Origin of the sequence: Thermodesulforhabdus norvegica (assembly GCF_900114975.1) — a bacterium.
In the GTDB taxonomy this organism is placed as follows: Bacteria; Desulfobacterota; Syntrophobacteria; order Syntrophobacterales; family Thermodesulforhabdaceae; genus Thermodesulforhabdus; species Thermodesulforhabdus norvegica.
In genome coordinates this window covers 383,040-400,506 of sequence record NZ_FOUU01000001.1, presented here as the reverse complement: position 1 = coordinate 400,506, position 17,467 = coordinate 383,040, and the positions used below count along the sequence as shown (strand labels likewise).

Genomic DNA, 17,467 nt, shown 5'->3' with positions numbered 1-17,467 from the left:
TGAGGTTAGGGTGATTGGAGTTGCCTTTTATTGTTCACAAAATTGTTAACAATAAAAAGACCGAGATGTCAAGTCAAAATTTTGTCAAAGAAGCAAAAAACTTCCCGACTCTCGACTTTGCTCCGCGCCTTTCGGGTTCTGAAATTTTTCCTTGACGCTCTGGAGCCAGGAGGGTACTATATTGTTAACAATATTGTGAACGATATTATTCCCGCTACAGGAGGTTTCCATGGGGCTAAAAACAAAAGAAGAGTACATCGAATCCCTTAGAGCAATGAATCCCACAGTCTATATGTTCGGACAGCGTATCACCAACGTGGTCGATAACCCCAGAATAAGAGCCGGGATAGAGGCCACCGCCGCAACCTATGAACTCGCAGAAATGGATGAGTACAAAGATCTGATTGTTACCACAAGCCCTCTGATAAATGAGCCGGTCAATCGTTTTACACTGCCCCCTTCCAGCATTGAAGACCTGGTGGCCCGGGTTAAGATTAATCGCACGCTGGGGCGGCGCGTGGGGACCTGTCATCAAAGATGCACGGGTCTGGACTGCCTGTGTGCACTTTCGATAGTCACCTACAACATCGATCAGGAACACGGTACGGAGTATCATCAGCGCTTTCTGGAATTCCTGAAGCATGTTCAGAAAAACGATTTGACCTGTAATGCCGGAGTAACGGACGCAAAAGGAGATCGGTCGCTTTCTCCGGGAGCTCAGCCAGACCCCGACATGTATCTCCGCGTCGTAGAAAAAAAGGCCGACGGCATTGTGGTAAGAGGTGCTAAAGTGCATCAGACGGGTTCTCTTTCTTCTCATGAAATCATCGTTCTCCCTACAAGGGCTCTTAAACCCGGTGAAGAGGATTATGCCGTAGCCTTTGCGGTGCCGACGGACACAAAGGGACTGATTCACGTTGTTGGGCGTTCTACCCTTGATTTAAGAGAAATCGAAGGATGCGACATAGGGAATAGGTTATATTCGAAATATTGTCCCACGGTGATCTTTGACGACGTCTTTGTCCCCTGGGAAAGAGTCTTTATGTGCGGTGAGGTTAAATTCGCTTCTCAGATGGTTTTGACCTTTTCCAGCTTTCACAGGCAGAGCCACGGTGGCTGTAAGGCCGGGAAGATCGATTGTATGATAGGTGCTGCCCTTACCATGATGGAATATAACGGCACGGCGGGGGCCAGCCATCACAGGCAGAAGCTGATAGATATGATACACCGTGCGGAGACCCTTTATGGCTGCAGTCTTGCAGCTTCTTACGAAGGAAAGAAACAGCCCTCCGGAACTTTTTTCATTGATCCGGTGCTTGCCAACGCCTCCAAGATTCACGAAGGAAAGGAAATGGCCGAAGCTATCAGGCTTATGGTGGACATAGCAGGGGGATTTGTTTCCGATCTTCCTTCAGACAGAGACTTTGAAAATCCCGAGGTAGGAGGGCTTCTCAGGAAATACATGAAGGGCGTTGATGGTGTACCCGTTGAAAACAGAATACGTATGTTCCGTCTTATTGAAAAACTGGCTCTTGAAAGTGCCGATTTTGTATCGGATATTCACGGGGGTGGTTCTCCGGAAGCCCATCGGGTGACCATACTGCGTGAAGTCGATCTTGAAGAGAAAAAGAAGGCGGCAAAGCGTCTGGCCGGAATAGAGGAATAACAGAAATCGAGCATCCCAATGGCGGCATTTTCTCAGAGATGGCGGATTTTCTCCCTCTGCTCTCTCCTGTTCATTCTTTCTCAATTTTACCGTACCTCCAGTGCCGTAATTGCTCCCGATCTGGAGCGGGAGTTTTCTCTGTCCTCGACTCAACTGGGCATGCTTGGTGCGGCTTTTTTCTATGCCTTCGCCCTTTCTCAAATTCCCATCGGTTTGCTCCTCGATCGAAAAGGCCCTCGATTGACGATGACGGTGCTCAGCCTTATTGCTGCCGTTGGGTCCTGCATCTTTGCAACGGCTGCCGATTACGGGACGGCGCTGCTGGGCAGAGTCATGCTCGGTGTCGGTATGGCGGGGAACCTTATGGGACCCATGGCCCTGATAGGAAGGTGGTTCGAGCGGGATAGGTTTGCAACTCTTTCCGGAGTGTTGCTTGCTATGGGTACCCTGGGGAATACCCTGTCCACCAGCCCGCTGGCCTATGCCGCTAAAACGGTGGGGTGGCGGCTGACATTTCTGGTCCTTGGGGTCCTGACCTTCTCATTAAGCGTCCTCTTTTACCGTATTGTCAGGGATAGGCCCGGCTGTGGCAGTGTTGATGGTGGGTATCCTCCGGATTTTTTTTCGGTAAGAAGCACCCTTTCGCTTCTGGTGGTAAACCGGAATTACTGGCTGATTTCCGCGGGGACCTTTTTGAGGTATGGAACCTTTGCGGCAATTCAGAGCCTCTGGGCGGGCCCATACCTGATAAAGCAGCACGGTCTGAGCCCTGTTGCCGCAGGAAACATCCTTTTACTTCTGAATGTGGGACTTATTATGGGTTCGCCTCTGGGGGGATGGCTCTCCGAAGCGGTGGTGAAGTCTTCAAAAAAGACGGTGCTTTTGGGACTGGCCGGCCTGAGCTTCTTTCAATTTACTTTGGGTTTATACGATTCTCCCGGTAAGTTTTCAGTTCTGGGTGTGCTCTTCTGGGGTACGGGCTTTTTTGGAGCCTTCGGGATTATTATGTATGCTCACATAAAGGAACTCATGCCGGATCGTATCACCGGGACGGCTCTTACGGGCATTAACCTTTTTACTATGCTGGGTGCGGCGGTTTTTATTCACGGTTTGGGTTCTCTTCTGGACCGGGTTTCCTCGGAATGGGGTTATTCAGGGGCTTTTGTGGTCTGTGGTTTGAGCGCCTTTGTGGGGATGGTTTTGTACCTCTTTACGTCCGAAGGCATCGGTGGGAAAGACAACTCTCGACAAAATTGTTAACAATGATGTTGACAGAAGCCGAGCGGTATGGCATCCTTAATGTGAACTTTCCGATAAAACGGTCCTTCCAACCTAACGGGAGTGGTCAATGGCTCGTGTCGTCATCATCAAAGAATCCTGCAAAGGGGTCGAAGATTGCGGCATATGTGTTTACATATGTCCCAAATCACTTTTTGGTCCCTCAGGAGAAATGAATTCCCTCGGTTACATTCCCCCTCGGCTATCCAATGAGGAGGAATGTACTGCCTGCAGGAGTTGCATGTACATGTGTCCCGATTTTGCCATAGTCGTTGATGCAAACAGCATGACCAATACCGAAGAGGGAGATGATGAATAGGGTTCTGACCGGTACTTATTTTGAAATGGGAAACTGGACCTGTGCAGAAGGCGCCCTGGCTGCGGGATGTTCTTTTTGCGCTGCCTATCCCATTACGCCTGCCAGTGAGATAGCCAACCGGCTTGCCCGGCGGCTACCCGAAGTGGGAGGTGTTTTTATTCAGATGGAAGACGAAATCGGTGCAGTATGTGCCGCCATTGGAGCCTCCTGGGCCGGCAAAAAGGCTATGACGGTAACATCAGGCCCCGGAATCAGTCTAATGCAGGAAAATATCGGATATGCAGCATCAACAGAAGCACCGCTCGTTATAGTGGATGTGCAGAGGCTCGGTCCCTCTACAGGCGTCCCCTCCGTGGGGGTTGCAGGGGATATGGTTCAGGTAGCCCGGGGTTCTCATGGCGATTACCAGATCATAGCACTGGCTCCGGAAAGCCCTCAGGAGATGTTTGACCTCACGATTCATGCTTTCAATCTGGCAGAACGTTACCGTGTTCCCGTCTTTGTAATGGCCGACGCCTTTGTGGGCCATATGAGGGAGAGGGTTCGTATTCCCGATGAAAAAGAAATAAAGATATGGAACAGAAAAGTTGCCTCAAAAGCCGGCAGTGTGCTGGAAAGGCGGGATTTTCTGGATATCGACGTTGCGCCCATGCCGGTTTTCGGACTAGGTCTTAAAGCCCACGTAACGGGATCGTGCCACGACGAACACGGAATGAGAAATCTCTCCGATCCCGAGGTGATGCACCGATATGTGATGAATCCCATAAAGAAAATAATCACTAAAATCAAGGATATAACGATGGTGGAGGATCTCTCGGAAAACAGCCCCGTGGTTCTTCTTTCCTACGGCAGTGTTGCCCGTTCTGCAAAAGCAACGGCCGTGCTTGCCCGTCAGAGGGGCATGAAGCTGGGGGTCTTTCGCCTCATAACATGCTGGCCTTTTCCCGAAGAGGAGATTGTTAAGCTGTCTCAACGATGTGATGAGATCGTCGTTTTGGAAAACAACTCCGGACAGATGTACCCTTATATCAGAGCAGTGGCAGCCTCGAATTGCAGGGTAAGGTTTATAGAACCTGAGATTATCGGTCAGATTCACAGTCCCGAATACATTCTTTCAAAACTTGGGAGTTTTTGAAAATGGTGGAAGCCTTTCACCCTTTGAAAAAGTACATTAGACCGCATGTCAAAAAGACGACCTTTTGCCCCGGCTGTGGAAATGGGATCGTAGCGCAGGCAATTCTCCGGGCCATTGATGATCTCGGCCTTGACATCGACGACTTTGTCTTTGTCTCGGGTATTGGTTGTTCCGCCTGGATTCCGAGTCCCCTGTTCAACGCGGATACCTTACATACGACTCACGGGCGCCCTGTCGCTTACGCCACAGGTGTCAAGCTGGCTCTCCCCGAAAAAAATGTCATGGTTGTGAGTGGAGACGGGGATCTGGCATCCATAGGTGGAAATCATCTGATCCACGCGGCCAGGCGTAACCTGGGGATTATAGTAATAATGATAAACAACAGTATCTACGGCATGACCGGCGGTCAGGCCGGTCCGACCTCACCTCATGGCCTCAGAACTGTTACATCACCCTACGGAACGCTGGAATATCCCTTTGATATTGCGCCACTTGTGGCCGCAGCTGGAGCCCCTTACGTGGCGCGATGGACTACCTTGCAGGTAAGGCCGCTTACCCGCTCGATCAAGAAGGCATTGCAGCGGAGGAGCTTCAGCTTCATTGAAGTCATAAGTCAGTGCCCCGTTCAATTCGGGCGTGCCAGCGGCCTGGGCAGGGTAACATCCATCCTGGATTATTACAAAAAGAACAGCGTACGCATCGACAAAGCGAGCAGGCTGTCTCCCGAGGAGATGAAGCAGAAGATTGTGATCGGAGAATTTGTGGACGAGGAGAAGCCGGAGCTTACGGAGCAGTGGCAGATCCTGTGGGAAAGGTTAAAAAAGGAGAAATCGCAATGAGCCGTGTTGAGATTACAATTGCCGGCCTTGGGGGTCAGGGGTCCATTCTGGCAGGTGTAATCATAGGTAAGGCTGCGGTGATATATGACGGTAAGTTTGCCGTGCAGACCCAGGCGTACTCCTCCGAATTAAGAGGGGGCTTTGCAGCGGCCTGGGTTGTTGTGGACGACAATCCGGTGGTTTTTCCCAGGGTGACCCGACCCGACGTTCTCATTGCCCAGGCTCAAGACTCGATAAATCGCTTCGCCCATACGCTGGCTCCGGAGGGCATGCTGATTTACGATTCCGATATGGTTCAAAACATACCCGATTCTGTGGTCAAGAACAGGTTTGGTGTTGCTGCCACGTCTTCGGCTCGAGAAAAATTCGGCAGCCCTGTGGTCGCCAACATGATCCTTCTCGGTTTATTTTCGAGGGTTAAGCCCATTCTGAGTAGTGAGGCTCTTGAGAAGGCAATTCGTGAGTCCGTTCCGCCCAGGAAAACGGAAGTTAACCTGGAAGCCTTCAGGTATGGATCTTCTCTTGCTTGAAAGCGCTTCATAGAGGAGGCGTTTAAGTGGCCGTCCTGCAGGATCCTGTTAAATTAGGCAATATGGAACTTATCAATCGCACCGTTATGGCCCCCATGGTTCCCAATATGGCCACCGAGGACGGAAAGGTTACAGAGGAATATTTGAATTTTTATCTGGCTCGTGCCCGCAACATGGTGGGCTACATTGTACTGGGTGGAGTTTATGTCCTTGAAGAAGGCAAGGGATTTAAATTTCAACTGGGCATTGATCGGGATGACAAGTGTGAAGGTCTCGAAAGACTGACCGAATCCATTACGCCCTGGACAAGGATTGGCGTTCAGCTTAGCTACAAAGGCGTGGGTCGTGCCCCTCAAACGTACACTCTCGGCGAACTCCGGGATATAAGAAAAGCCTTTGCCGGTGCAGCCGGGCGTGCCAGAAGATGTGGCTTCGATGCCGTCGAACTCCACGGATGCCACGAATACCTTATAAACTACTTTCTTTCCCCGGTTTTTAACAGGCGCGTTGATTCCTACGGCGGCGATATCAAAAACAGGATGCGGCTTCTAATTGAGATTCTTCAAGAAATAAAGGAGGCTACGGGCAACGATTTGACCATTGGTGTGAGATTGAGTGTTGACGATTTTGTTGATAACGGCCTGGGGGCGGCCGATATTCTGGAGGTAGTTAGCCGGCTGGAAGAACTGGGTGTATCCTATATAAGCGCTTCGGGCGGGATTGGTATTACTCAGTACCGGATGTCTCCTCCCTCCGACATACCGAGAGGATCGCTTCTGAGCCTGGCAAGGCTTGTCAGGTCCTACAGCAGATTACCCGTCATAGGCGTTGGACGGCTGGATAGGCCTGAGGCCTTTCGGTCCGCCGTTGAGGACGGCTATGCCGATCTTGCGGCCGTAGCCAGAGCACTGATAGCAGACCATCAGTATGTAAAGAAGGTGCTGGCGGGAGAGACGGAGGAAATTCGACCCTGCATAGCCTGCAACCACTGCCTGGCTTATCTTCATGAAAACAGACCCATAAAGTGTACGGTGAATCCTCGTTTGGGAAGAGATCTGGGGGAGCCGTCGCGGTTGGATAAGAGCAAAAGGATACTCGTTATAGGTGGCGGTCCGGCGGGTTTGACTGCTGCAACGGTTGCGGCCAAAAGGGGGGCTTCCGTAACCCTTGTGGAAAAGCAAAGTTGCCCAGGAGGGCTGGTAAGAGTTGCAAGCATTCCTCCGGGAAAGGATCCCCTGGTGGATTTCATCGCTTATCTTGAGAAGAAGGCCCGGGAGGCAGGAGTGAAAATGCTTCTCGGAAAAGAGGTCGGGCCCAGAAACCTGGTGGTTGAAGGTAATACGGATAGGTGGGATGCCATCATTGTGGCTTCGGGAGGGAAGCCGATACTTCCCGGGTTTGCCGTCAATAACCCCAGAGTCAGGATGGCGGAAGACGTACTTCTCGGCTCCTCTATTCCGGAGGGACGATACCTTGTGGTCGGGGCGGGAATGGTTGGGCTGGAGACTGCCGATTTCCTGGTAAGCAAAGGTCGATCTGTTACTGTCGTGGATATGCTACCCAGGACGGGCCGCGGGCTTCCGGGAATACGGCACAGGCTTATCCACGATCGCCTTGTCAGAGGTGGAGCGGTAATTTTGACCAGGGCAAAGGTAACGAAAATAGATGAAAGAGGTGCCGTTTTTGCCGAAATGGCCGGCCGTGAGATTGAGCTGGGTGTTTTTGATCAAATTGTTATAGCCGTGGGGTATAGTCCAGGGGACTCCGAATGGAAAAGAGTTCAGCTGGGTATCCCGGTGTACCTGATCGGGGATGTGGTGGAGCCCAGGGGTATTCTGGAAGCCGTGGCAGAAGGCTGGGAGGTCGCCTCTGCCCTTAAATAGAGGTGATGGTAGATGCGGGTTTGGGGGAGTGATATCTTTGGCAAAGAATGGGAGGATTTCTGGATACTTCTGCCGGGTGTGCCTGCGAGAACCGATCGGGGGTTTCTCGGTTTTTGCTCGGTGTGCCTTTTTCGGCTTCAAGGGGAACTCTGTCTTTTTGATACCGGCTCTTATGCTGATAGATCGCTTCTACTTCAGCAGCTTGGCGAGCTAAGGATAGACCCCATTGACATAAAATACCTTATGCTTTCCCATTTGCACTATGATCATTGTCTAAATCTCTCACTCTTCCCCAGAGCTGCCGTTTTCCTTTCAAGGAAAGATTTTGTCTATGCCAGGAGAGTATTGGCAGGAGAAGTTGTGGACAGCGCCGTGGCAGATAACGCTGTTGAGTTACTTGATCGGAGGGACTGCACTTTCGTTGATGAAGAGATGGATCTTTTCGGAGAGGTCAGTTTGAAGGTGTTTCCCGGTCATACTCCCGGTGGCCTGGTTGCGGTTCTCAGAAGGAATGTTCGGGTTGCTCTGTGCGGTGATGTGGTAAAGAACGCATGCGAACTGGTAAACCGTAAACCTTCCATGGTGACCACGGATTACGATGTGGCAGTGCGCTCAATGGAAAAGCTTTTAGAGGTTGCCGACCATTTCATTCCGGGGCACGACAGTCCCTTTTCCTGTAGAGATGGTGAAATTGTTTTGTTGTCCGAGATGAGCATCAAAATCAGCGCAGATCTGGACTTATCAAAGAGAACCCCGTTGAGTATGGAGCTTCGCAGGGGAATTAACTACGGTATCGCCTTCAGTTTCTCGCTGTAGTTGATCGGCCGCGGCGCTATAAACCCTGAATATAACAAGCAACTAATGGGAGGGTACCATGGTCAAGAGGCTCGTGGCAATAATAGTGCCGATCTGTATGTTAACAATTTTGTTGATAACTGGTGGACGGGGTCAGTGTGCGGAGTTTACCCTGAAATTCGCCAACCCCGTTCCGAAGGATCACTCCTGGGGTAAAGGTGCTGAGTATTTTGCAGAGGCCGTTGCCGAAGTGACCAACGGCCGGGTGGAAGTCAAAGTATATCACTCCGGTACACTTGGAAAAATCCGTGAAACCATTGAAATGGCCAAAAACGGATCCGTCGATTTCGTATTGGCCGGAGTCGGCCACTATACAGCTTACATTCCTGAATTGGGCATTGTTCTTTTGCCCTATCTCTGGAAAGACGGACAGACAATGTTTCAGGTTCTTGATGGACCTATAGGGGCAAAATTTAACGAGCTTGCAAACGCTCAGGGTCTTGAGATCACAGGCTGGTGGGACAACGGCTTCCGCCATGTAAGTAATAACCGTGGGCCCATTGTAAAACCGGAAGACATAAGGGGACTGAAAATCAGAACCCTTCCTACCAAAGTCCACATAGAATTCTTCAAAAAGCTTGGATGCGTACCGGTGCCGATAGGCTGGACCGAACTCTACCAGGCCTTACAGCAAGGCGTGGTCGATGCTCAGGAAAACCCCCCTGCCATGGTCTATATGGGAAAACTTCATGAGGTGCAGAAGTACTACTCTCTAACTTCTCACGTTAACGAACCCGGAATGGTTGTCATGAGCCAGATTACTTATAAGCGGCTACCTCCTGAACTACAACTCGCCGTCAAAGTTGCAGCACAGAAGGCCTCTTTATGGCAGCGTAAGGAAAACGAGAAAGATAATAAAGAAGTTATGGAAAAGTTAATATCCGAAGGATTGAAGGTTAACGAAGTCCCTGCGGACACTATTACATATTTCAGAAATGTTGCCTTTACAGTTTACGGAGAAGTTGTAGATAAGCTCAACCCTGAGTTTAAGAGAATTGTTGATATGCTTAAATGGTATAATAGATAATTTAGCTGTTATCGGTGAATACCTGCTGGCACAACAACAGGTATTCACCGACGATACTATAACGAGGTTCAGTTATGTTAAGCAATGTGCTGAAGATGGTAGAAAAAGTTATATATATCTTCTTATCTCTGATCTCATTCTTTATAATTGCAATGGTTACTTGCGATGTAATATTGAGAAAGTTCTTTGGAAGAAGTCTTATTATAACAGAAGAACTTGCACGATACCTGATGGTATGGCTGGTTTTTATGGGTAGTTGCCTTGCTATAAAAGATGATTCGCATATCAGTATAGAGTTGTTAACCAAGAAACTCAGTTCTAGAAGTAGATGTTATGTAAATATACTTGTACATCTCATATTTATAATCTTTCTGATATTTTTAGGTGTTGAAACGCTTGGTTTGCTGCCAAAACAGCGATACCAAACTTGCATTACTTTTGATGTGAGTATGTTCTATTTCTACCTTGCGATGCCTGTAGGCTGTGCTCTTATGATTCTGTTTTTAATTAGTCGCATAACAAACGAATTATCTGCATTGCGGAAAGGTGGTTATACCGACAAAATCCAGGGAGCATGACATGAACACTTTGATTCTCCTTGTAGTCTTTGCCGTTATGGTTTGCATGAATGTTCCCGTGGCGGTGTGTCTGGGGATGGCGGCGCTGGTTTTTCTGCTTGTAACCCCGGACTATTCGATCTCTGTAATTCCTACCTTGATTTTCGGAGGCATAGATTCTTTTCCTCTTATGGCGATACCTTTCTTCATCATGGCCGGTGACATGATGCGGAGATCGGGTGTGTTACCCGGTCTTGTTGCACTGGCCGATAGCCTTGTCGGGCATCTTAGGGGCGGACTTGCTTATGTAAACATAGTTTCTTCCATGTTTTTTTCGGGAGTTACAGGGGTAGCAGTAGCTGATACTGCAGCCATTGGAACGATGCTTATCCCACCGATGATACAGCAGGGATACAGACCGGCTTTCTGTGCTGCCGTAACGGCGGCATCATCGATGATGGGTCCCATCATACCGCCCTCTGTAGCTATGATCATATATGCCAATGTTTTTGGTGGGGGCATTTCCGTTGCCAAGCTTTTTTTACTGGGGATTGTTCCGGGATGTCTGCTTGGTTTTGGGATGATGATTCTTGTGTTTGCTTTTGCCAGATGGTTCGGCGTGCCGCCTGTGTCGACGGGTCGGAGTTTTTCGTTGGAGCGGGTGTTTCGGCAACTGTGGAAAGCACTCCCGGGTCTTATGGTACCTGTGATCATTCTTGGCGGGATCATAGGGGGTGTCTTCACACCGACCGAGGCCGGGGCGATTGCTGTGGCCTATGCGATGCTGGTGGGTATTTTAACAGGAAATCTCTCTCTGAGGGATGTTGCAGATAGCCTTGTTGAAAGCTGCAAGATATCGTCGGTGGTGTACCTGTTACTCGCAACTGCCAAGCTGGTGTCGTTCATTCTGGCAAGCCAACAGATACCTCAGCTTGTTGCAGAAGCTTTCCTCAGCTGGACCGCTTCTCCGTACATTTTTCTGCTGTTGACGGTCCTGTTTTTATTATCTCTGGGATTTGTTATGGAAGCAGTGGCAACAATGATCATGCTTGTGCCTGTTTTAGGCCCCGCTGCATTATCGTATGGCATAGATCCTCATATATTCGGCCTTGTCGTAGTAATGACTGTACAGGCAGCTCTCATAACTCCGCCTGTAGCACTTGGGTTGTTTATTGCATGCCCAATAGCAAAGTGCAAAATTGAAGAAGCAACTAAATATATATGGCCGTTTTTAGTATTGATGTTTTCCGTGATAATGCTCGTTGGATGTGTGCCTGGCATTACATTATGGCTTGTTGATCTATTTGGTATTTAGTGTGAACCTTAAATTATATAAATTCAAAGGAGGATGTGGTTATGAGAAGGTATGCAAGGACATTTGAAGCTCCCTACGGTTATCGAGCAAGAGTAGGTCTTATTGTCGTCGGACCCAATCTGAATCCCACTCATGAGATCGCACGAATGCTTCCCGACTACGTGGAAGTAAGGGAGACGAGAATTCACATGGAACCTGTTGTGACGGTAGAAGAATGCATGAAGTTGAGCGAACCTCTGGGACAAGCTGCCAGGGTTTTAGCCGAAGGACTCTGTTCTCCGATCTTGGGTAACCGATCTGCCATCGCCTTTGCGTGTACTGCCGGGTCTCTTGTCGGTGGTCCTGGATGGGACAGGAGAGAAATAGAGATGATGGAGACGGCTACTGCCGATTTTCCCTGCTATAAGGCATCCATAGGCGGACAGGGCAAAGGCATTCCCTGTACCACTACGGCCACGGCTGCCGAGGAAGCCATGAAGTTTATGGGCTTCAAAAAGATAGTTATTACAGGACCTTATATTGATGAGATTAATGCAAAGTTTAAAGCGTTCTACGAAAATTCGGGCTTTGAGGTTTTAAAGGTAACTGGCCTTGGTATTCGCGATCTTTATGAGATGGGTGCAACAAAGCCCTCGGATGCCTATAGAGCGGCTCTGGAGGCCGTAGTCCCCGAGGCTGATGGAATTTTCATCGCCTGCACCAATTTCCGGTGTAGTGACGTTATCGAACAGATTGAGCATGATACCGGTAAGCCGGTTGTGACGGCCAATCAGGCAACGGCCTGGCATCTCATGAAACTTCTGGGAATAAACGACGTTGTGGAAGGATACGGCCAGCTACTCAGGAAGGTACCCCGGGTCTAATGGGAGAGACGAATGAAACGAGTTGCGGCAATACATACGGCCTTCTTTGTAGCTCAGATGTTTAAGGGGAGGTTTGAAAAGAGTTTTCCGAACCTCTCCTTTTTCCACATGGTTGATGAAAGTCTCCTAAATGAGCTCCTTTCTGAAGGAAGGTTGACTTCCGGGGTTAAGCGCAGGTTGTGCAATATGGCATTTAACGCAAAGGATGCCGGTGCGGATCTGATCGTTTTTACCTGTTCGTCAACTTCTCCTGCTGTTGATGTGGTAAGAGAGTTGCTCGATATTCCTGTTTTAAAAATCGACGATCCAATGGCCGAGAAAGCAGTTAAGCTGGGGAGGCGGATCGGTGTCATTTGTAGTGCTGTTACAGCTGGCGAAGCGGCAAAATTATTGTTGCGGGGCCATTCAGAGCGCCTGAGCAAACCGGTGGATATTAAGATTGCTCTTGTTACCGACGCATTTTCGGCAATCCAGCGTGGCGACAGGGAACTTCACGATGAGCTGATAACGAAAGAAGCTTTAAAGCTCAGTAGCGATGTTGATGTCTTAGTGCTGGCCCAGTTGTCCATGTCTCATCTTGGGGCGAAATTGGATCAGATGGTTTGCGTACCGGTCCTTAACAGCTTGGATGCCTGTATGGAGCATCTTTCGCAGTTTTTTGCGTCTGATGACCCAGGGGAAAAAGCTGTGTAAGGTTTAGTTACATTGAGCAATTTAAGGAGGGATGGCGATGAAGAGACTGGCGGTGTTGTCTGTTATGGCGGCCTTTTTTATGGTTCTGGGTACCGGTAAAGGAGCCATGGCTTGGCCGGATAACCCGATTACCATCTACGTTGGATGGTCGGCAGGGGGATCGTCCGATGTTACAACCAGAGCCGTTGCTGCCGAAATGGAAAAAAAGCTTGGAACCCGCATACTTGTCACAAATGTTACGGGGGCTCTTGGGGCAATTGGAGGTACCAGGGTTGCCAAGGCTCCTGCGGACGGCTACCTGTGGTTCGGTGGAGCTGCCGTCCTGGGAACCTGGCCGGTTATGGGATCAAGTGATGTTTCCTGGAACGACTTTTATGCCTTTTTGAGCGTCGTGTTTCCCACGACGATTTACGTTAAATCCGATGCGCCCTGGAAAACCCTGGACGACCTTATTAACGACATAAAATCAAAACCCGAAGGCACCTTCAAATTCGGATCACCCGGTCCCGGAAGCAACGGGGCGATCTTTGCGGGGCTTTTGCTGGATGCCGCCGGTGTCGGGGGAAAGGTTCAGCCGGTTCCTTACAAGGGCGGCCGGGAAGCCGGCAGGTATCTCCTCTCGGGTGATGTCCAGTTTGTTTCCGTGACAATGGGAGATCTGGCCGATTGGGCAGCCGCAGGCCGTATTCGACCTCTTGCGAACCTCTACAACAAAGACGTGACCTTTGAGGGCATAACTTTTCCCGCCGTAACCAAGAAATATCCAGAGCTTGAACCCTACATGGCAATTAATCCCTACTTCGGAGTTTATCTAAACCGGGCAACCCCTGACGATATTATCATAAAAGTCGCCGAAGCCTTTGCGTGGGCGGTCAAGCAACCCGGATTTCAGAGGATTGCGGTAAAGGAACGGGCCGGTGTTCTTGCGCCCTTAATGGGTGTGGCTTCTGACCAGCAGATGTCGAAGATTGAGTCCGCCCGCTGCTGGGCTCTCCACAGCCTGGGCATTGCCAAAAAAGATCCCAAAGAATTCGGTATCCCCAAAATTACCGAATGGAAGTGGCCTCCCCACGATCGGGCAAAGAATCTTAAACCATGGCCCCAGAAGGTTGAGGAAATTTACGCCGAACTGGCCAAAGAACTCGGTATGTAGCTGATATTACGGGGCGAGAAGGGAATTCCCTTTCTCGCCCGGGTACATGGGAGAGTAGGTCTATGGGCAGTCTTAATGAAAGGCTTTACCATACGGGAGATTTTATTCTGGGCCTATTCATTTGGATGTTTTCTCTTTTCGTTATTGAAGAATCTCTGAGGATGCCTGCCAGAGGACATCTGGGGATATTGTGCTATCCCGGTTTCGTTCCCTTTTTCTCGGGGCTGATGATATTTTTGCTCAGTAGCTGGCAAATTGCGAGATCTTACAGAGGAGCGTTACGAGCAGGTGGGCTGGCTTTTGCTGAGTGGATAAGGGATGTCAGGTTATCTCTTGAAAACAGGCGTTTTCTGGCCGTTCTGTTCATCATGTGCCTGTATGTTATTGTGTTTCTCGGGCGAATTCCTTTTATCGTGGCAACCTTTTTGTATCACCTGGCCATATTTTCTTATTTACGCATAGGGCGTCCGCCTGCCGTTTTTTTCTGGTCTGTGGGAGCGACACTCCTGGTTGCCGTGGTATTGCCCTATTTTTTCGACATGCCCGTGCCCTAGAGAGGAGGCTTGATCTATGGATTGGTCTCTTGTGGTTCAGGAATGGAAGCTTTTACCTCATGTGATTGTAACGATACTTTCAAATCCCTCTTTAATTCTTACGGTATTTCTCGGAGCCGTACTGGGGCTTGTGGTAGGAATGCTTCCCGGGCTTTCGGCGGTTATGGCCATGTCGCTCCTTATGGGGTTTGTCTTTAAAGTTCCTGCCGATGTGGGTTTCGGTTTGCTCATTGCAATCTACGTGGGGGCAATGGCCGCAGGTGGTGTTACCGCCATCATGGTCAACATTCCCGGCACTCCTGCGGCGGCGGCAACGGTTATGGATGGTTTTCCCATGGCAAAGGCGGGCAGGGCAAAGGAAGCCGTGGAGGCTTCATTCAGTGCGAGTTTTGTCGGTGAAATTCTGGGCGAGGGCTGTACACTTCTGCTGCTTCCTTTTATAGCCGTGGCGGCTCTCAAGCTGGGAGATTGGGAAATATTCCTCGTTGCACTGCTGGGAATAACCCTGGCGGGTGCCCTTTCCGGAGATAATCCTCTAAAAGGGTGGATTTCTGCATTTATAGGCATTGTCATCGCAATGGTGGGTATGGATGAGATCTGGGCCTATCCCCGTTTCGGCTACACTGCCGAACTCCAAAGGGGCTTCAATTTCGTTCCTGCGCTGATCGGGCTTTTTGGAATGGCCGAGGTTTTTATGGTCCTTAAGAGCCATCGACCTTACCAGATAACCGGAGAGGGAGGCTGGATTTTCATCAATTTCAGGCTGATAGGTAGATATTTCGTTACGATTCTGAGGTCCGTTCTTGTTGCAATTGGAATTGGTATCGTTCCGGGAGTTGGAGAGTCGGCCGCATGCTGGGTTGGATATGAGATGGCCCGTAAACGATCCAGGAACAGGGCCAATTTCGGCAAAGGCGAGGTCGAAGGGGTCATAGCTTCGGAAGCGGCTAACAGCGCAACATCGGGTGGAGCCCTGATACCAACACTTATTTTCGGCATTCCCGGGAGCGGCCCGACGGCAATTCTTATGGCCGCAATGTTCATGTACGGAATAAGGCCCGGCCCTATGCTCATGATCGAACAACCCGGCTTTGTTGCCGAAGTGGTGTGTCTTTTCTGGCTTTCTGCTATTTGCTCCAGACTGGGTGGGATTATTCTGTCGCCGGCTTTTATACACATCCTGTCAAGCCCTCGAGAAATAGTATTGCCCGTTGCGGCCGCCCTTGGTGTTCTAGGAGCCTGGGCTGCCGGTTTCACCCTTTTCGATGTTTACTGCATGCTGGGCTTTGGCGTTCTTGGGTTTTTCCTGCGTCTGCGCAATTACCCTCTTGCCCCCATGGTTTTGGGGATACTTGTCGGCAAAATTGCCGATACGGCTCTGCGCAGAGCCCTTATAACTTACGGTGACAATTATCTGGGAATGCTGATCAGACCTTTCAGCATTATTATGCTCGCTTTCCTGATTTTTACGGTCTATTCACAGGTCAAACCGTTGATTGTGAAACCTAAAGGGGAGCCTGGCAAAATAGGAAAGTGATAATACGGGAGGGTATCTGGCGATGGGTTATCCTGAATTTCGTAAGGTGAGACAGATTTTCAGGTCCGAGTCCATAAAGGATCCTGTAGGCGAGCTGAGACGGCAGCTTAAGAGTCTGGATCTGCACGGCCGTGTACGTCCCGGCCAGAGTGTGGCCATTGGTGTCGGATCCCGTGGCGTTGCCCGTATTGTTGATATGGTGAAAGAAGTGGTGGCTTTTCTCAAAGAACTGGGTCTTAAGCCCTACGTAACGCCGGCCATGGGATCTCACGGTGCTGCTACTGCCGAGGGACAGGCAGATGTGTTGAGAAATCTGGGTATCAAAGAAGATGTGGTAGGTGCTCCGATAGTTGCCAGCATGGATGTAGTCTGTCTGGGGGAGCTGGATTCGGGGGCAAGGGTCTATTTTGCCAGAGATGCCCTTGATGCCGATCACCTCGTCGTTATCAACAGGGTCAAACCCCACACGGCCTTTCGCTCCGATGTGGAATCGGGGCTTTGTAAAATGCTTGCCGTGGGTCTGGGCAGGCAAAAGGGAGCCTCTTATATGCACAAGTTTCAGCTGGGCAAGACCATAGTTCCGGCCGCAAGGCTTATCCTGAGTAAAGTCTCCGTGCTTTTCGGTGTGGCCGTCGTGGAGAATGAGCGGCACGAGCTTTACAGGCTAAAGGTTGCCGGCCCGGAGGAATTCGTGGATGTGGACAGGGCGCTACTCCTTGATGCCTGGGAGGTATTCCCCCGAATTCCCGTGGACGATCTCGATACGCTTATTATCGACCGCATGGGCAAGGACATAAGCGGTGCCGGAATGGACCCCAACGTTATAGGTTTCTGGAGAAGGGAAGGCGGCGAGAGAAAGCCGGATTACAGAACCGTTATCGTTCTGGATCTCACGCCGGCGTCCCACGGGAATGCTACCGGAATCGGCATGGCCGACATTGTTCCCAGAAGACTGATAGATAAGGTCGATTGGAACGCAACCTACACGAACGCCAGAACATCAAGGGTTTTGAGATCCGCCCGAATGCCTCTCGTGGTGGATAGCGATAAGGAGGCCTTTGAGCTGGCTCTGGACATGGTGCCTGACCCTCACAGGATCCGTATGGTTCGAATCAAGAACACACTGGAGCTGGAGACTTTCTGGGCTACTGAACCCGTCGTTGCGGAGTTACAGGGGCTGCCCAACATCGTGGTCGAAAATCGATCCTTCGTTCCCGAGTTTGATGAAGAATTGCGGCTAATTCCTTTCGAATAAAGGGGGTG

At 50.1% G+C, this 17,467-nt stretch carries 17 protein-coding genes; all 17 read left to right on the top strand.

The window, feature by feature from the left end:
* Nucleotides 1-229: 229 nt before the first annotated feature.
* On the top strand, nucleotides 230-1,666 hold the full coding sequence (locus BM091_RS01905; protein WP_093393062.1) for a 4-hydroxyphenylacetate 3-hydroxylase family protein: 1,437 nt from the start codon (nucleotides 230-232) through the stop codon (nucleotides 1,664-1,666).
* A gap of 18 nt (nucleotides 1,667-1,684) precedes the next feature.
* On the top strand, nucleotides 1,685-2,926 hold the full coding sequence (locus tag BM091_RS01900) for an MFS transporter (RefSeq protein WP_093393061.1): 1,242 nt from the start codon (nucleotides 1,685-1,687) through the stop codon (nucleotides 2,924-2,926).
* A gap of 88 nt (nucleotides 2,927-3,014) precedes the next feature.
* On the top strand, nucleotides 3,015-3,263 hold the full coding sequence (locus tag BM091_RS01895) for a 4Fe-4S dicluster domain-containing protein (protein WP_093393059.1): 249 nt from the start codon (nucleotides 3,015-3,017) through the stop codon (nucleotides 3,261-3,263).
* A complete protein-coding gene (locus BM091_RS01890) occupies nucleotides 3,256-4,398 on the top strand; it encodes a 2-oxoacid:acceptor oxidoreductase subunit alpha (protein WP_245735217.1) in 1,143 nt (380 codons plus the stop codon). The genes BM091_RS01895 and BM091_RS01890 overlap by 8 nt, the downstream gene beginning before the upstream one ends.
* Nucleotides 4,399-4,400: 2 nt before the next feature.
* Complete coding sequence (locus tag BM091_RS01885; protein WP_093393056.1) at nucleotides 4,401-5,237, top strand: thiamine pyrophosphate-dependent enzyme; 837 nt, start codon at nucleotides 4,401-4,403, stop codon at nucleotides 5,235-5,237.
* Nucleotides 5,234-5,767: a 2-oxoacid:acceptor oxidoreductase family protein gene (locus tag BM091_RS01880; protein WP_093393054.1), complete on the top strand. Its 534-nt coding sequence runs from the start codon at nucleotides 5,234-5,236 to the stop codon at nucleotides 5,765-5,767. Before BM091_RS01885 ends, BM091_RS01880 begins: the two co-directional genes overlap by 4 nt.
* A 26-nt stretch (nucleotides 5,768-5,793) precedes the next feature.
* Nucleotides 5,794-7,650, top strand: a complete 1,857-nt coding sequence (locus tag BM091_RS01875; protein WP_093393053.1) for an oxidoreductase — start codon at nucleotides 5,794-5,796, stop codon at nucleotides 7,648-7,650.
* A gap of 12 nt (nucleotides 7,651-7,662) precedes the next feature.
* Nucleotides 7,663-8,466 (top strand): MBL fold metallo-hydrolase, encoded by an 804-nt coding sequence (locus BM091_RS01870; protein ID WP_093393051.1) that lies wholly within the window; start codon nucleotides 7,663-7,665, stop codon nucleotides 8,464-8,466.
* Between the two features lie 58 nt (nucleotides 8,467-8,524).
* Complete coding sequence (locus BM091_RS01865; RefSeq protein ID WP_093393050.1) at nucleotides 8,525-9,532, top strand: TRAP transporter substrate-binding protein; 1,008 nt, start codon at nucleotides 8,525-8,527, stop codon at nucleotides 9,530-9,532.
* 74 nt (nucleotides 9,533-9,606) lie between these two features.
* Complete coding sequence (locus tag BM091_RS01860) at nucleotides 9,607-10,110, top strand: TRAP transporter small permease (RefSeq protein WP_093393048.1); 504 nt, start codon at nucleotides 9,607-9,609, stop codon at nucleotides 10,108-10,110.
* Nucleotide 10,111: 1 nt separating this feature from the next.
* Nucleotides 10,112-11,404: a TRAP transporter large permease gene (locus tag BM091_RS01855; RefSeq protein WP_093393047.1), complete on the top strand. Its 1,293-nt coding sequence runs from the start codon at nucleotides 10,112-10,114 to the stop codon at nucleotides 11,402-11,404.
* Nucleotides 11,405-11,445: 41 nt separating this feature from the next.
* On the top strand, nucleotides 11,446-12,267 hold the full coding sequence (locus tag BM091_RS01850) for a maleate cis-trans isomerase family protein (RefSeq protein WP_093393045.1): 822 nt from the start codon (nucleotides 11,446-11,448) through the stop codon (nucleotides 12,265-12,267).
* A 12-nt stretch (nucleotides 12,268-12,279) separates the two neighbouring features.
* Nucleotides 12,280-12,960, top strand: coding sequence for an aspartate/glutamate racemase family protein (locus BM091_RS01845; RefSeq protein ID WP_093393044.1), 681 nt, complete (start codon nucleotides 12,280-12,282; stop codon nucleotides 12,958-12,960).
* 37 nt (nucleotides 12,961-12,997) lie between these two features.
* The gene (locus tag BM091_RS01840; RefSeq protein ID WP_177193483.1) at nucleotides 12,998-14,113 is read left to right on the top strand and encodes a tripartite tricarboxylate transporter substrate binding protein; all 1,116 of its coding nucleotides are present in this window, start codon (nucleotides 12,998-13,000) and stop codon (nucleotides 14,111-14,113) included.
* Between the two features lie 62 nt (nucleotides 14,114-14,175).
* Complete coding sequence (locus tag BM091_RS01835) at nucleotides 14,176-14,667, top strand: hypothetical protein (protein WP_093393041.1); 492 nt, start codon at nucleotides 14,176-14,178, stop codon at nucleotides 14,665-14,667.
* A gap of 16 nt (nucleotides 14,668-14,683) precedes the next feature.
* Nucleotides 14,684-16,204, top strand: a complete 1,521-nt coding sequence (locus BM091_RS01830) for a tripartite tricarboxylate transporter permease (protein ID WP_093393039.1) — start codon at nucleotides 14,684-14,686, stop codon at nucleotides 16,202-16,204.
* A 22-nt stretch (nucleotides 16,205-16,226) separates the two neighbouring features.
* Nucleotides 16,227-17,459 carry a nickel pincer cofactor-dependent isomerase, group 22 gene (locus BM091_RS01825; protein WP_093393038.1) on the top strand — a complete coding sequence of 411 codons (1,233 nt, stop codon included), beginning with the start codon at nucleotides 16,227-16,229 and terminating at the stop codon, nucleotides 17,457-17,459.
* Nucleotides 17,460-17,467: the final 8 nt, after the last annotated feature.

Coding starts and splice junctions, on each gene's coding strand:
- BM091_RS01905 (WP_093393062.1), top strand. CDS start 230: ATGGGGCTAAAAACAAAAGAAGAGTACATCGAATCCCTTAGAGCAATG.
- BM091_RS01900 (WP_093393061.1), top strand. CDS start 1,685: ATGGCGGCATTTTCTCAGAGATGGCGGATTTTCTCCCTCTGCTCTCTC.
- BM091_RS01895 (WP_093393059.1), top strand. CDS start 3,015: ATGGCTCGTGTCGTCATCATCAAAGAATCCTGCAAAGGGGTCGAAGAT.
- BM091_RS01890 (WP_245735217.1), top strand. CDS start 3,256: ATGAATAGGGTTCTGACCGGTACTTATTTTGAAATGGGAAACTGGACC.
- BM091_RS01885 (WP_093393056.1), top strand. CDS start 4,401: ATGGTGGAAGCCTTTCACCCTTTGAAAAAGTACATTAGACCGCATGTC.
- BM091_RS01880 (WP_093393054.1), top strand. CDS start 5,234: ATGAGCCGTGTTGAGATTACAATTGCCGGCCTTGGGGGTCAGGGGTCC.
- BM091_RS01870 (WP_093393051.1), top strand. CDS start 7,663: ATGCGGGTTTGGGGGAGTGATATCTTTGGCAAAGAATGGGAGGATTTC.
- BM091_RS01865 (WP_093393050.1), top strand. CDS start 8,525: ATGGTCAAGAGGCTCGTGGCAATAATAGTGCCGATCTGTATGTTAACA.
- BM091_RS01860 (WP_093393048.1), top strand. CDS start 9,607: ATGTTAAGCAATGTGCTGAAGATGGTAGAAAAAGTTATATATATCTTC.
- BM091_RS01855 (WP_093393047.1), top strand. CDS start 10,112: ATGAACACTTTGATTCTCCTTGTAGTCTTTGCCGTTATGGTTTGCATG.
- BM091_RS01850 (WP_093393045.1), top strand. CDS start 11,446: ATGAGAAGGTATGCAAGGACATTTGAAGCTCCCTACGGTTATCGAGCA.
- BM091_RS01845 (WP_093393044.1), top strand. CDS start 12,280: ATGAAACGAGTTGCGGCAATACATACGGCCTTCTTTGTAGCTCAGATG.
- BM091_RS01840 (WP_177193483.1), top strand. CDS start 12,998: ATGAAGAGACTGGCGGTGTTGTCTGTTATGGCGGCCTTTTTTATGGTT.
- BM091_RS01835 (WP_093393041.1), top strand. CDS start 14,176: ATGGGCAGTCTTAATGAAAGGCTTTACCATACGGGAGATTTTATTCTG.
- BM091_RS01830 (WP_093393039.1), top strand. CDS start 14,684: ATGGATTGGTCTCTTGTGGTTCAGGAATGGAAGCTTTTACCTCATGTG.
- BM091_RS01825 (WP_093393038.1), top strand. CDS start 16,227: ATGGGTTATCCTGAATTTCGTAAGGTGAGACAGATTTTCAGGTCCGAG.